The following is a 13,892-nucleotide window of genomic DNA, read 5'->3' as shown; positions in this document are numbered from 1 at the left end:
TTGAACATATTACTCAGGATATTGCACCGCAATAATCGTCAGTTCATCAATACCTGCCGGCGTTTTTAATACGACGGCATCACCTTCCCTGGCCTTGGTCAGCGCCCGTGCCACTGGCGATACCCAACTAATTTTGCCCGCCAGCGGGTCGAACTCATCAACACCGACGATGGTAATCGTGACCTCGTCACCTTGCTGGTTTTCATAAGTTACCGTTGCGCCAAAAAAGACTTGATCATTCCCGTGATGAACGCGCGGATCGACAACCTCTGCGATATCAAGTCGTTTGGTTAAAAACCGGATACGCCGGTCGATTTCACGCAAGCGGCGCTTGCCGTAGATGTAATCCCCATTTTCAGAGCGATCACCATTTGATGCTGCCCAGTGAACGATATTGACGATCTCAGGGCGCTCGACGTCCATCAGATGCAAGAACTCCTCCTTCATTCTTTGATGACCTTGTGGCGTCATATAATTTTTAACGCCAGCAGGAATCTCAGGAACACCAAATTCCAGATCATCATCCTGCTCGGTTTCTTTGACAAATGCTTTATTCATTCCTGCATTGTAGCGGAGATGCACAAAAATATACTCTGATGCGCACCACGACACGAGCAAGCCTTATAGAATAGACACCAGTAAATACGGCAATAGTCATTGCCGCCAGACTCTATCCGTAACAAAATTATTTTAGATCAAGGTATATGCATGACAGTGAGCGCAGCCATCAAACTTATCATCGTCGACGATCATGCCGTCGTACGTGAGGGTTTAAAACAAATTATCGGCAGCACAGAAGACATATGCATTGTGGGAGAAGCCGAAAATGGCCTGGATGCAATCAAACTCTCACGGCAACTCGATTATCACATCATGATGCTGGATATTTCCCTACCAGATAAAAACGGCATCGACATCCTTAAGCAAATAAAAAAAGAATCGCCGCAAGTGTCCGTCCTCATGTTTTCGATACACAGAGAAGATCAATATGCGATACGGGCGCATAAATCCGGTGCATCTGGCTATTTAAATAAACAAGCCCGCGCAACTGAAATTTTGCAAGCCATACGCCAAATTGCATCTGGATTGAAATACATCAGTCCCGAACTAGCCCAAGAACTTGCGAACAACCTCAATCAAGAGCATGAAGGCGAACTGCACAAAACACTGTCTGATCGCGAGTACCAGACATTGACGATGATCGCCTCTGGCAAAACCGTCAGTGACATCGCTAAAGAACTGTCCCTGTCAGTCAAAACTATCAGCGAATACCGGGCACGCTTATTATTAAAAATGAAATTACGTCACAATGCAGAACTGACGCATTACGCGATCAAAAATCAACTTGTCGAATAAGTCCGCAAAGACATAAAAAAACACTAGAATCCAATATGACCATTACCAGCAGCTCCTCCTGATCCTCGATAGTTCAAGCGCGGAAGCACCATGTCAAACAATCCTAATAATTCACAGTTCAAAACACCCACTGACATCGCCAGAGAAACCTTCCGGCGACTGGCAATTCAAAGAATTGCGCCAACTCCCGACGCCTACCGCAAGCTATATCAGGAAATATCCGGTGTCGTTGATGAAACACCTGAGACAAAATCTGACTCTCCGGCAGGATCACTTGAATCGACTAAAGACATAGAACCGTCTGCCGCTGAAAAATTGCTGCTCGGCTTCGCAGAAAGTCTGAAGCAATCACCAGGAGATCTAGGTAACTTTGGTCATCGGTTCAGCCGCGCAATCAAATCAGGCAACTGGGACGATTACAGCAAAGGTCTGACGCAATTAGCAGAGAAAACACTTAGTAAACCAAGTAATTCCATTAGCCTGGTAGATCCAATTCCCGTACCAGTCGCAAATACAACCAGTAACTCTATTTCTCTGGTTGACGATATTCCCGTCGAAGACAGTCGCCCAAAAATTTTAAAAGACTTGCTGTATCGCACTCTGACTTTAGCTCTCGCCTCCGTACTCAAGCCGAATCCCTCGCTTGCTACAGAATCCGAATCACTGGGAATCGCCGTCAGAGATGCAGAAAGCGAAACCGCGCTGAATCAAGTCGCGTCACGACTCAAGCATCTGTGTTTTCAAATTGAATTGAGCAGTGGAGACACCGCTGAGCAGCAAGAGTTACTGCTAAGACTATTCAGTTTACTTCTGGACAACGTCCATGAATTACTCGATGAAGATAATTGGCTACGCGGTCAGATCGAAGTTGTGCAAAGCCTGATTTCCGGGCCGATAGATCATCGCGCCTTACAAGAGGCCACCAGAAGTCTCAAAGATGTCATTTATAAGCAAGGTGCGCTCAAACACAGCATCGATGAATCGAAGACGTCCGTTAAAAATATGATGGCGACCTTTATTGATCGCCTCAGTGTCATGACGGTCAGCACAGAAACCTACCACAGCAAAATGGGGGGCTATGCAGATCAGATTCGTCAAAGCAAAGATGTGATCGAAGTTGACCAACTCATTGCATCTATACTGGATGAAACCCGTACAGTACAGACAGAAACCATGCGGTCGCATGAGATGATGATCGTCGCACAAAAAGAAGTAAAAGAAGCGGAAGTTCGAATTAAAGAACTCGAAGACAAACTCGCCCACATGAGCGAATTAGTGCGTGAAGACCAATTGACAGGCAGCCTTAACCGGCGCGGACTCGACGATGTGTTTGAACGCGAAGCGGATCGCGCCGACCGCCGTGGCACACCGCTCTGTGCGGCCATGCTGGACCTGGATAACTTTAAAAAACTCAACGATACGCATGGGCACGCCGCGGGTGATGAAGCCCTGGTGCATCTGGTGCGCATCGTCAAAAAAACACTCCGCTCCATTGATGTCATAGCGCGTTATGGTGGTGAAGAGTTTTTGATCGTCATGCCAGAAACAAACCTGGATGAAGCCGCCTCTGCTATGACCAGGGTGCAACGCGAATTGACAACTCATTTTTTCACTGCCAATGAGCAACGCCTGTTCATCACATTCAGCGCAGGTGTCGCATTAAGAGCCTTGAACGAAGCACAAGAAGCGGTCGTTAAGCGTGCAGATAAAGCAATGTATGAGGCAAAGAAAACTGGTAAAAACCGTGTGGTGAAGGCTGCATAAGATGCTGCCCGACATCAGACACTGGCTACCCACATCAAACTGCGCGTCAGCTCAGAAAACGCGCTGACATCGGCTTTAGCGCTTCCCCAAAAAAACTCTGAGCTGACAATCACGCTGATTAATTCGATGGCTTAAAAATGAAAAAAGTGGGGAGGAATTTAGAAATTCCCTTTGCTGCCATCTCCTGATCATGACAACGTACAACAACAGAAGCTAGCGGATACGATGAAGGAAACCGTCGGGGGCAACAGTAATTTGCAACTTGTGCTGCATCGCTTTATCAATCTCGAATTCCGTATGTGAGTGCAAATACTGATGTACGGCAGTTTTAGGACTATTACCAGGCTGCCACGGACGATTGTCAAACACATCAGCAGGCACATCCTCTACAAAGGTATCAAACACGACGCAATAACTCCCTTTGCTGACCAGTGGTGCATAAGCCTCTAATTCTGCCAGTACGTGCTCATGCGTATGATTTGAATCCAGAAATACCATAACCCGCTCCCTGCCTTTGGCTGCGGCATGTACCTGAGCTACCATATCTGGCGCGACACTTGATCCTTGTAACATCGTGATGCGCTTCGACATAGGATGCTGCAAAATTGCCTGCTTATTGTGTTCACGAATATCGATATCAATCCCCAGCACATGCGCCTCCGGATTGCCACCGCACGCAGCGATCAATTCCAGCATTGACGCAGAAAAAATAATCGACCCTCCATGAGCAATGCCGGTCTCAATAATCAGATCTGGCTGTACCGTCCACATCAGTTCTTGCATAGCCATCATATCGATCGGATTTTGTATAATCGGGCGACCCAGCCACGAAAAATTATAAACATACTGGCGACGCATACTTTGTTCAAGCCATTCACGCGACTGTGCCTGAAACTCCAGATCTTTTCCTAGCTGCTCTATACGCGCTTCACGTTCGGACTCGAATTGCTGAATGGGATTCATAATGTCTCGCAATAGTGTGAATAAAGTTGAGGCAAATCATTTGCCAGATCATGTTGAGGTGCGCCAAATTCAGCGCGAAGTTTCGCAATATCGATTACCGGAAAAGTGATGACAGGTGCGTCCTTTTCAAAATCACAGTCCACCCCCTGATCACGTAAGCTTGCGGCAATCTCGGCATTGCTTAAATTTCGTCCACTAGCCAGATTGTAGATACCTGACTTATCTTGTAAGGCAATCAAAGGGAGATAGTGCACTACATCTTGAACAGCGATATAGTCTTTTTGAGAATGAGGTGCACTGCGAAAACGCACAGACCCTTGTTTTGCCGCAGCTAGCACCTCGGATAAAAAATTTTGCCCGGACATATTCTCTCCGTAAACGTTTGACAGTCTGACGACACGCACAGGTCGCTGACTACTCAGACACAAACTTTCTCCCAGCAATTTCGATAAGTTATACAAATCACCGGGCTCATGTGATCGTACCGCCAAGCTCGCATTCTCATCCGTTGCAGTTGCTCCTGCATATACCCTGGTGCTCGACAGGTAAGTCAACGTGGTAAATCGACTCTGTTGCAAGATCGAGGCCAGCAATTGCACATGCGCCTCAACAGTTGCATAAGGTCGTTGACGAAAATCTGCCGTCAAACCAGCACAATAAAATACATGTCCAAGATCAGCCTGATAAAGCGCTGCATCCTCTCTTTCTGCTACATAGCAAGACCAGCCAGACTCTAGTAAATAGGCCTGTAAATGCCTGCCAATAAACCCTTGGCCGCCAATCAGGCTCGCATGCGCGGCTCCACTCATGTTCGTTCGCCTACTTGCCGTAAAGGATTGCCGACATTGATCGAAAATGCGGCAACTTCTGTACGAACAACCGAACCCGCACCGATAACGCAACCCTGACGCAAAATCGCACCGTCGAGAATGATGCAGTTAGCACCAATCCACACATCATCCTCGATCACGATTCCCCCCTTACCGGGAGAAAAACCTTGCTGATTAATACGTCGATGCTTGTCCTGATACGCATGATTAACCGGAGCAAACGTACAATTCGCCGCAACAGCAACATCATTACCAATGCGTATGCCATTGCCCGTATAAAGTACGCAACCAGAATTAATTACGCTACGCTCGCCGATGATGATATCTCCGCTACCGCCCGCAGGTTTAAACTTCACGAAACTGTCGATACTCGAAAACGCACCGATCACAATGCAACTGCCACGGACAGAATCTTCGATATCAGTCCATCTGGAAATACGTGCGTCTGGATGAATGTCTATCATGGCGGGGATACCTTTACAAAATATGCAGTTCAGGAATCGCCACAACGAAACGGGCATTCCACTCACGAATTTGCATCAGGTCCAACACAATCTCTTCGCGCAAGTTCCATGGCAAAATCAGTACTCTGTCCGGTCGATCTTTTAGCAAATGTGCCAAACTGACGATAGGTATCCGGCTACCTGGCAAATATTTACCTTGTTTATGTGGATTAATATCAACGACATAAGGCAGTAGATCTGGTCGCACACCAGAAAAATTTAACAGCGTGTTTCCTTTTGCCGCCGCACCATAAGCTGCGACCTTAAGACCTGCCTTCTTGCAGTCCAATAAAAATTCCAGCAACCCGAATTTAGCTTGCTCAGCCCTGATCTGAACATTCTGATAAAAATCTTTACTAGTCAGTCCAATGGCCTGCTCTTTATCTAATAGCTGAGCAACACTAGCACTTACAGGGCGGGTCTGGACATCGCTGCGCTGAGCAAGCACTCGCAGGCTGCCTCCGTGCGTTGGCCATTCCTGTACATCGTAGATCTGCAAACCATTACTGGAAAAAATCAACTGTACTGCATGCAAAGATAAATACGAATAATGTTCGTGGTAAGCCGTATCAAACTGGTTTTGCTGCACCATATTCACCAAATGGGGAAACTCAAAACTGGCGACACCATGTGGTTTCAATATCTGCGCAAACCCGGCGACAAAATCGTTGATATCCGGTACGTGCGCTAAAACATTATTTGCCACTGCCAGGTCTGCAGCCTCTCCCTGCGCAACCAGCTCCAATGCGAGCTCTTTACCAAAAAAACGCTCAACAATCCGGATTCCTTTGGCACGCGCCGCATCGGCCGTGCTGGCGGTCGGCTCAACGCCAAAGCAAGGAATACCTGCAGCCTGAAAGTACTGCAATAAGTAGCCGTCGTTCGCGGCGACTTCCACTACCTTGCTCTGCGAATTCAGAGATAGTTCCTGGCGCATCGAGATAGCGAAATTTTCAGCATGTCGCAGCCAGCTAGATGAGCATGAACTGAAATAGGCATACTCTGCATCAAATAAATTGTCGCGCCCCGTGAAGTCCAGCGTTTGTACAAGCCAGCAAGCGTCACAGACCATCAGTTTCAACGGAAGCCAGACTTCGGCCTGATGCAAAGCATCGTCACGTAAATATGCGTTAGATGGCGGAGCTGACCCAAGATCGAGGAACGATTGTGTCAAAGGATGTTCGCAATGCCTGCACTTCATACGCTGACTCCCTCAAATTGACTCTCCAGCATAGGCCAGTGACGATCTTTATCCGACATTTCAGTAATGGCTAAAGGCCAGGTAATCGCCAGCGCCTGATCTAATGGATTCAAACCCATCTCGCAGGATGGCGCATATGGCGCGCTATGGCAATACATCATCTCAACCTCGTCTGTCAGCGCCTGAAAACCATGAGCAAATCCAGCAGGAATTAAATAGGATCGTTTATTCTCGGCTGACAGCAAGCTGGCATGCCAATGTAGAAAAGTCGGCGATTTTTTTCTCAGATCAACCGCGACGTCCCAAACCTCACCACGCAAACATGTGATCAATTTCATCTCTGATTGCGGCGGCAATTGCAGATGCAAACCACGCACACTGCCACAGTGCAGCGTTTGCGTATGGTTCACCTGCGCAATTGCCTGCGTCCATCCACATGCCAGTAATTCTTCCGCATCAAACAGCCGCTGCAAATAGCCTCGCGCATCTGTCAGCGGTTTACGCTGCAATAAATGCAAACCAGCTAAAGGTGTAGATAACAGATCAAAACGTAGTGTCATAAATACTTACAGAATTTAAATTTTCATCGATTATTTATACATAAGAGCACCAGCGATATCGCACAATACTCATATACTCCCCAGAAATAAATATGACAACATCGCAATTCGCTTATTAACACTGATCAAAAAAAATATACTGGGTGATGTATATGAAAATCTCTCACAAAAATCAATGTCAATTCAAATGTACGAAAAACATATTTTGCGCATAAAACGAAGCGTCAAACCATCAGGAACGTACAGACAAATACGCATCCAGATCACGCGTACATAACTCGCTTGCGGCAACACCCTCATGAAAATCACGGTACCAGTGCATGCTGCGAGACACAGCGACCTGCAAGTCCCAACGTGGACGAATACCTAATTCCTGGCGGGCCTTGGTCACATCCAGTGCCAGCAATCCCGCCTCATGTGGCCCGGTTACTTGTGTTGCAAAATCGACCTCACCCGATCCATAAGCAGAGCGTGCCAGCTTAATCACCTCACGGACACTTGCAGCGCCATCAGGGCCGAAGTTCCATGCCTGACTCAAGGTGGTGAATTGATACGCCTTTTGTGCCAGAACCAGATACGAAGATAAGGGATCCAGCACATGCTGCCAGGGACGCACTGCGTCAGGACGACGGATCTGCAACGCCTCGCCACTTTGCCACGCCCGCACAGCATCGGGCAGCAAACGATCCTCCGACCAATCGCCGCCACCGATCACATTTCCGGCTCTGGCGACACAGACACTGACCCCTTGCGCAGCAAGAAACGAGGAGCGATAACTGGCGATCAATAGCTCAGATGCCGCTTTGCTTGCACTATACGGGTCATGTCCGCCTAGCTCTGCAGTCTCCGGATAAGGTGTCAATAACTCGCGGTTCCGGTACACCTTGTCTGTCGTTACCATCAACGCTACACGCACACTGGCCAGATCACGCAAGGCGTCCAGAATATTCGCCGTCCCTATCATATTCGTCGCAAACGTTCCGACCGGATCTTTATAGCTCGCCCGCACCAGCGCCTGCGCCGCCAGATGCAAAACAATCTCGGGCTGACTGTCACTAACTACTCTGCGCACCAGATCAGAATCGCGAATATCACCTACATAACTACGCACGAGACTAGCAACCGCCAGGGCATCAAAGAGGTTAGGCAAGGAATTCGGCGTCAATGCCAGTCCGGTCACTTGCGCTCCCATGCGATGCAACCAGAATGCCAGCCATGCACCTTTGAATCCGGTATGCCCGGTCAACAGCACGCGCTTACCACGCCAAAACTCTGGCTCAGGCGCAGAAAATGCCGCAACGTCTACCAGATTCGCCACGGCGCGATTCCCGATTGCCATAAATCTTCCAGCAGATTTTTTTCACGCAAGGTATCCATAGGTTGCCAGAAACCCGCATGCTCAAAGGCCATCAATTGCTGGTCCCGCGCCAAGGCTGAGAGAGGATCGGCTTCCCAGCTAGTCGTATCGCCAGCAATAAAATTCAATACTTTGGGCGATAAAACGAAATAGCCTCCATTTATCCAGCCACCGTCACCTCTTGGTTTTTCAATAAAGCCAGCCACCTGATCACCATCCCGCTCCAGAGCGCCGTAACGTCCGGGCGGCAATACTGCTGTTACCGTCGCCAATTTGCCGTGCTCACGATGAAAAGCAATAGACGCCGCAATATCCAGATCGGATACCCCGTCACCATAAGTGAAGCAGAATGCCTCGTCATCCTGTACGTAGCGAGCGACGCGTTTCAGGCGCCCACCCGTCATTGTGTCCTCTCCGGTATCCACCAGAGTGACTTTCCAAGGCTCAGCATGACGCTCGTGCACCTCCATCGAATTATTTTGCAAGTCAAAGGTCACATCGGACATATGCAAAAAATAATTGGCAAAATATTCTTTGATTAAATATCCCTTGTAGCCACAGCAAATGACAAAATCATTGACGCCATGCGCTGAGTAGCTTTTCATGATGTGCCACAGAATAGGATGCCCGCCAATTTCTATCATCGGCTTTGGTTTTAAATGAGTCTCTTCAGAAATTCGCGTGCCGAGGCCGCCTGCAAGTATCACGGCTTTCATACTTCAGGTTCCTCACAGTAACGCTGCCACATCATGCGGTAGGCTTTTTCAACCGAGCGCGCAAAAGCTGGTTCGTCCATCAAAGCGGAGGCTTCCATCTCCTGACGCATGGTTTTGCGCATGTGAACCAGCCCGTCAATGTCATGCGCCAGAACAATCGCTTTTTGCGCATATTCTTCTTCAGTACTGGCGATCCATTCCGTCCGCCCCATCCCGGTCAGCACACTGGCACCGATACGTCCAACAGAAGGCCTTTCAGTCAATGTCACAAAAGGAATTCCCATATACAAAGTTTCCAACAAGGTCGTGCCCGAGTTATGAGGAAAACAGTCCAGGCCGATATCGACATGCTTCAACACCTCCCATGATGGGGTACTAAAGCCGATCTCAAGACGCGATCTGTCAATGCCATATCGCATGAACCGTGATGCCATCTCCTCTTGTACCTGAACATCTTTAAAATCACCACTATTGATCATCAAGCGCGAATTGGGCATCGCATCAAGAATGGTCGCCCACAACTTAACAACCCGATGATTAATCCTGGTCGAGCGGGACAAACTGCCAAAGGTCACAATACCGGTTTGGCTGGCAGGCGATTCATTTAGCTCTGCTCTGCGGACATCAGGACGATAAACATACGCAGGCCCATCAAGACACCAGATTTTTTCAGCAAACAAATGGTCACATTGGCCAGCCACGCTAGGCTTATCCGTCAGATAGTAATCAATTGCGCTCAACCCCGTCGTATAACCATACTCCAACCAGTGCAGAGAGACCGGCGCAGGCTTTCTGGCAAATACCGGCAAGCGATTATTGTTCGTATGCCCCGCCAGATCAATCAACACATCGATTTCGTCTGCACGAATACGGTCAGCCAGTTGCTCATCCGTCAGTTCTCGGGTGGGAATCCAGTGATCTGTCAGTTTTTTATAATACTGCGTCGTGTCATCCTCGAACGGCATTCCGGCATAGGCATAAATTTCTACCTGATTACGGTCATGATGTTCAAGCAAAGGAATTAAAAAATACTTACAGACCTGATTATAAAAAACAGGCCCGACATACCCAATTTTGAGTTTCTTTAACGGGTCACGCAGATGATTAAATGACTTCCACGTACTCCTAAGTGGCTGTCCAAAACGCAGATCAAACTCATGGTATGCGTTATAAATAAGCTCAGCGCTCAGGTCTGGATGATAATTTAGACAAAACAACAAATTGGTATAAATGCGACGGTTAAATGAAGATTGAGTGTCGCTCTTAAACCCAAGAGCACGGACGTAGGCCTCGATTGCTGCATCGAGATGATTTGCCTCTCTCAAGGCATCACCAAATCCACCCCAAAATTCAGGCAATTGCTCGCATTTTTGCATTGCGTTCTGACTACAATCAATAGCATCCTGCACCTGACCATTTTGCCGCAGTGCATCGATTAAATTGGGATAGACCTGTATCAGGTCAGGCTGTAACTCCAGTGCTTTGTAGTAGTTGTCAATTGCCACCGCACACAATCCACTTTCCCGATAAGCCAGTCCGATATTGTTATAGAGGTAGGCAACCGTCGGATCTAGTTTAATCGCCGTCTCGATACTCTCGATTGCCCCTTTGGGATTGCCAATAAATCTCAGAGCATTACCAAGATTGTTATGCGCCACGACCATATTGGGGGATAAACTGATCGCTTTGCGCAAAATAGGCACCGCCTCGGCACATCGTTCCAGAGAAATTAATGCATTACCGAGATTACATAAAACATGGGGATTGTTTGGCAGCAGCGCGATCGCTTTTAAGAGAGCGGCATGGGCATCGGCGTAACGCCCCTGCTCAATCAAACTCAAACCCAGATAGTCCCAGGCAATTCCATCCCGAGGCATGAATTTAGTTAACCAAAGGCTCGCTTCCTCCAGCAAATCATACTGCCTGGAGAGCAAGTATTTATTCAATACATTGTAGTAAGCCAGCTTATCCACAGGCATGTTGGCCGAACTGGCAAATGCAGACTGTAAGTACTGTATTGCGTGCGGATATTGCCCCTCATCACAGCTAATCTGGGCAAGTAAGTAATTCGTGTCCTGATGAAGCGGGAAATGCTGGAGTATCCGAAGTCCGGTTGACCTGGCTTCAGCAAGTTTGCCCGACTTAAGAAAAGACTTCGCCTGACGCAATGCCTCTCGTGGATTAAAACCCGCTTTACTCATCGCTATTCTTTCTGTGGATACTCACTAGTTACTCACTAGTCTGCCCTAGTCTATTGCAGACTGTTGCAATTACTGACTGATATTACAATTATTTATTTGATGCGATCTTATACGATGTCAAATTTACCTTAATTGGAAAGGCCTTTTTTTATTTTTATGTATTTTAAAAGTAATTTTTATGAAAGCATGTGATGAAAAGGACGGTAATTTTTAGCTAAATTAGCCCTTAAGTATTTTTAAATACTGCCGTTTAACGGGAATAGACAAATTTCTTGAGTAAAAAAATAAATATTTATTTACGGTAACTAGCTAATATTTTCCAGCTCTTGTCCGTTACCAATTTCAACGGCGGTCCACTAGTCATCAAGACAGACCAAAGTTTAAGGCTAACTCGCCAAATTGAATAACTTAGGTAAGGAGTAACATCATGACTGTCATCAATACCAATATTGCATCGCTCAATGCGCAACGCAATTTGACCACTTCTCAATCTGCGCTGAATACATCCCTCCAACGCTTGTCGTCCGGTTTGCGTATTAACAGTGCAAAAGACGACGCGGCGGGTTTAGCTATCTCCGAACGTCTCTCCTCGCAAATTGGCGGCCTGAATCAGGCAGCACGTAACGCCAACGACGGTATCTCTTTAGCGCAAACCGCTGAGGGCGCGCTGTCACAGATCGGCTCCAACTTGCAACGTATCCGTGACCTGGCCGTGCAATCTGCCAACAGCTCCAACAGCGTTTCTGACCGCGCCGCTCTGAACAACGAAGCAAGTCAGTTGATCTCTGAGATCAATCGCGTTGCCAGCAGCACCAACTTCAACGGCGTCAATCTGCTGGACGGCAGCTTCACAGCACAAGCCTTCCAGGTTGGCGCCAACGGCACATCAAACGACCAAATCAGTATCGCGTCCATCTCCAGCGCAAAATCAAGCGCTCTGGGTGTTGGCGCATCTTCCAGCTACGCTACTACAGTAGCCGGTGCCGGTGCAGTGACTACCACAGCTCTGGCTGCTGGCGACCTGTCCATCAACGGTTTCCAGGTTGGCGCATCCGCTGCTGACGGCGTATCTTTCTCCAACTCCACAGGCAGCGGTATTGCCAAAGCAGCAGCAATCAATGCGGTCAGTGGCAGCACAGGCGTTACAGCAACGGTAGGCTCCACCACTATTGCAGGTACGGCAAGCACATCTGCAACAGCAATTGCTTCCGGCGACGTTACTATTAACGGCGTAAATCTGGGTGCCTTGAACGCTTCGACTTCCGGCGCACAACGTGGCGCCCAAGTAGCAGCAGCTGTTAATGCAATCAGCACTCAAACCGGTGTTACAGCGACATTCAATACAACAACTGGTGCGGTTGCACTGGCTGCTGCGGATGGTCGTAACATCACTATTACAGCCAGCACCAATGCTGCTGCTGCTGCTGCCAACACGGGTATCACGGTATCGGCAACCGGTGCAACTGACGTCAGCACCTCGACACTATCCCTGACCTCTACTAGTTCAGCAGGTATCACTCTGGCTAACGGTACTGGTACTGGTTTGACAGCTGCCAACCTGACCGGCGGCTTCACTTCGGCTTCGGTCACGGTCGGTGCGGGTGTATCCTCGCTGAATCTGGGTACTGCTGCCGGGGCCACCGCCGCGTTGACGACTATTGATGCGGCGTTACAGTCAATCAATAGTTCCCGCGCTTCTCTGGGTGCGTATCAAAACCGCTTCTCTTCCGCGATTGCAAGCTTACAGACTAACTCTGAAAACTTGACAGCATCCCGCAGCCGTATCCGTGATGCAGACTTCGCTCAGGAAACTGCGGCACTGACACGCGGTCAGGTATTGCAACAGGCTGGTACGGCGATTTTGGCTCAGGCTAATGCCTTGCCTAACGGTGTTCTGGCCCTGTTGCGTGGTTAACAACAGCAGGCTTATGTAAATAAGGTCTATACTTAAAGTGTAAAGCATACCCCCTGATCAAATCTTGATCAGGGGTATTTTTCTTGAAGGGAAAGATCATGGACATCCGATCGATAGGGAGTGCTTCTCAATCAGGACAACTGATCACTGACCGCTCGCCTACCCCTGAGACATCGGCAATATATAAGCGCTCAGCTACAGCAACGCAAACCGTAGATGCCGTTCAGGCAACTTCGCCAGCCAGTTCTGCGACAAACATAGAAAAAGTGACCAAGGCAGTCAATGATATTAATAAGACGATACAGTCTTTGTCACAAGATCTGGAGTTCAGTGTTGAAGAGCACAGCAATCGCGTCGTAGTGAAGGTCGTTGACCAGCAAACCAAGGAAGTGTTGCGTCAGATACCGTCTGAAGAAGTGCTGGAAATATCTCGCTCTCTGGATAAGCTGCAAGGCCTCCTGATTAAACAACAGGCATAATCGACATATCAGGCTATTTGCCTAAATTTTAAATTGGCAGGTAAATT

13 protein-coding genes are annotated in these 13,892 nt (G+C 48.2%); 4 read left to right on the top strand and 9 right to left on the bottom strand.

The window, feature by feature from the left end; genetic code table 11:
- Positions 1–9: 9 nt before the first annotated feature.
- Positions 10–558, bottom strand: coding sequence for a transcription elongation factor GreB (greB, locus tag ACO0K4_RS18440; RefSeq protein ID WP_422958141.1), 549 nt, complete (start codon positions 556–558; stop codon positions 10–12).
- A gap of 150 nt (positions 559–708) precedes the next feature.
- On the opposite strand from greB, the gene ACO0K4_RS18435 reads away from it, so the two are divergent.
- Both ACO0K4_RS18435 and ACO0K4_RS18430 read left to right on the top strand, forming a co-directional pair.
- Entirely contained in the window at positions 709–1,356 is a 648-nt protein-coding gene (locus ACO0K4_RS18435; RefSeq protein WP_422958140.1) for a response regulator, read from the top strand.
- 90 nt (positions 1,357–1,446) lie between these two features.
- Positions 1,447–3,120 carry a GGDEF domain-containing protein gene (locus ACO0K4_RS18430; protein WP_422958139.1) on the top strand — a complete coding sequence of 558 codons (1,674 nt, stop codon included), beginning with the start codon at positions 1,447–1,449 and terminating at the stop codon, positions 3,118–3,120.
- A gap of 213 nt (positions 3,121–3,333) precedes the next feature.
- Here ACO0K4_RS18430 and ACO0K4_RS18425 read toward each other — a convergent pair whose 3' ends face one another.
- The 8 genes from ACO0K4_RS18425 to ACO0K4_RS18390 all read right to left on the bottom strand — a co-directional run bounded on the left by ACO0K4_RS18425 (position 3,334) and on the right by ACO0K4_RS18390 (position 11,451).
- Positions 3,334–4,083, bottom strand: coding sequence for a cephalosporin hydroxylase family protein (locus ACO0K4_RS18425; RefSeq protein ID WP_422958138.1), 750 nt, complete (start codon positions 4,081–4,083; stop codon positions 3,334–3,336).
- Complete coding sequence (locus ACO0K4_RS18420; RefSeq protein WP_422958137.1) at positions 4,080–4,892, bottom strand: NAD-dependent epimerase/dehydratase family protein; 813 nt, start codon at positions 4,890–4,892, stop codon at positions 4,080–4,082. The genes ACO0K4_RS18425 and ACO0K4_RS18420 overlap by 4 nt, the downstream gene beginning before the upstream one ends.
- On the bottom strand, positions 4,889–5,377 hold the full coding sequence (locus ACO0K4_RS18415; protein ID WP_422958136.1) for an acyltransferase: 489 nt from the start codon (positions 5,375–5,377) through the stop codon (positions 4,889–4,891). Before ACO0K4_RS18415 ends, ACO0K4_RS18420 begins: the two co-directional genes overlap by 4 nt.
- Before the next feature lie 13 nt (positions 5,378–5,390).
- A complete protein-coding gene (locus tag ACO0K4_RS18410; protein ID WP_422958135.1) occupies positions 5,391–6,617 on the bottom strand; it encodes a methyltransferase domain-containing protein in 1,227 nt (408 codons plus the stop codon).
- A complete protein-coding gene (locus ACO0K4_RS18405; protein WP_422958134.1) occupies positions 6,614–7,177 on the bottom strand; it encodes a dTDP-4-dehydrorhamnose 3,5-epimerase family protein in 564 nt (187 codons plus the stop codon). Before ACO0K4_RS18405 ends, ACO0K4_RS18410 begins: the two co-directional genes overlap by 4 nt.
- Positions 7,178–7,409: 232 nt before the next feature.
- Positions 7,410–8,516 carry a CDP-glucose 4,6-dehydratase gene (gene rfbG / locus ACO0K4_RS18400; RefSeq protein ID WP_422958133.1) on the bottom strand — a complete coding sequence of 369 codons (1,107 nt, stop codon included), beginning with the start codon at positions 8,514–8,516 and terminating at the stop codon, positions 7,410–7,412.
- Positions 8,480–9,250 carry a glucose-1-phosphate cytidylyltransferase gene (rfbF, locus tag ACO0K4_RS18395; RefSeq protein WP_422958132.1) on the bottom strand — a complete coding sequence of 257 codons (771 nt, stop codon included), beginning with the start codon at positions 9,248–9,250 and terminating at the stop codon, positions 8,480–8,482. Before rfbF ends, rfbG begins: the two co-directional genes overlap by 37 nt.
- Positions 9,247–11,451: a tetratricopeptide repeat protein gene (locus ACO0K4_RS18390; protein WP_422958131.1), complete on the bottom strand. Its 2,205-nt coding sequence runs from the start codon at positions 11,449–11,451 to the stop codon at positions 9,247–9,249. The genes rfbF and ACO0K4_RS18390 overlap by 4 nt, the downstream gene beginning before the upstream one ends.
- A gap of 427 nt (positions 11,452–11,878) precedes the next feature.
- On the opposite strand from ACO0K4_RS18390, the gene ACO0K4_RS18385 reads away from it, so the two are divergent.
- A complete protein-coding gene (locus ACO0K4_RS18385) occupies positions 11,879–13,366 on the top strand; it encodes a flagellin (RefSeq protein WP_422958130.1) in 1,488 nt (495 codons plus the stop codon).
- Between the two features lie 98 nt (positions 13,367–13,464).
- Positions 13,465–13,845: a flagellar protein FlaG gene (locus ACO0K4_RS18380; RefSeq protein ID WP_422958129.1), complete on the top strand. Its 381-nt coding sequence runs from the start codon at positions 13,465–13,467 to the stop codon at positions 13,843–13,845.
- Positions 13,846–13,892: the final 47 nt, after the last annotated feature.

The sequence above is a fragment of the Undibacterium sp. RuTC16W genome, from assembly GCF_049339445.1.
In the GTDB taxonomy this organism is placed as follows: Bacteria; Pseudomonadota; Gammaproteobacteria; order Burkholderiales; family Burkholderiaceae_D; genus Undibacterium.
The sequence above is the reverse complement of the archived record's forward strand: the minus strand, read 5'-3'. Positions and strand labels throughout refer to the sequence as shown.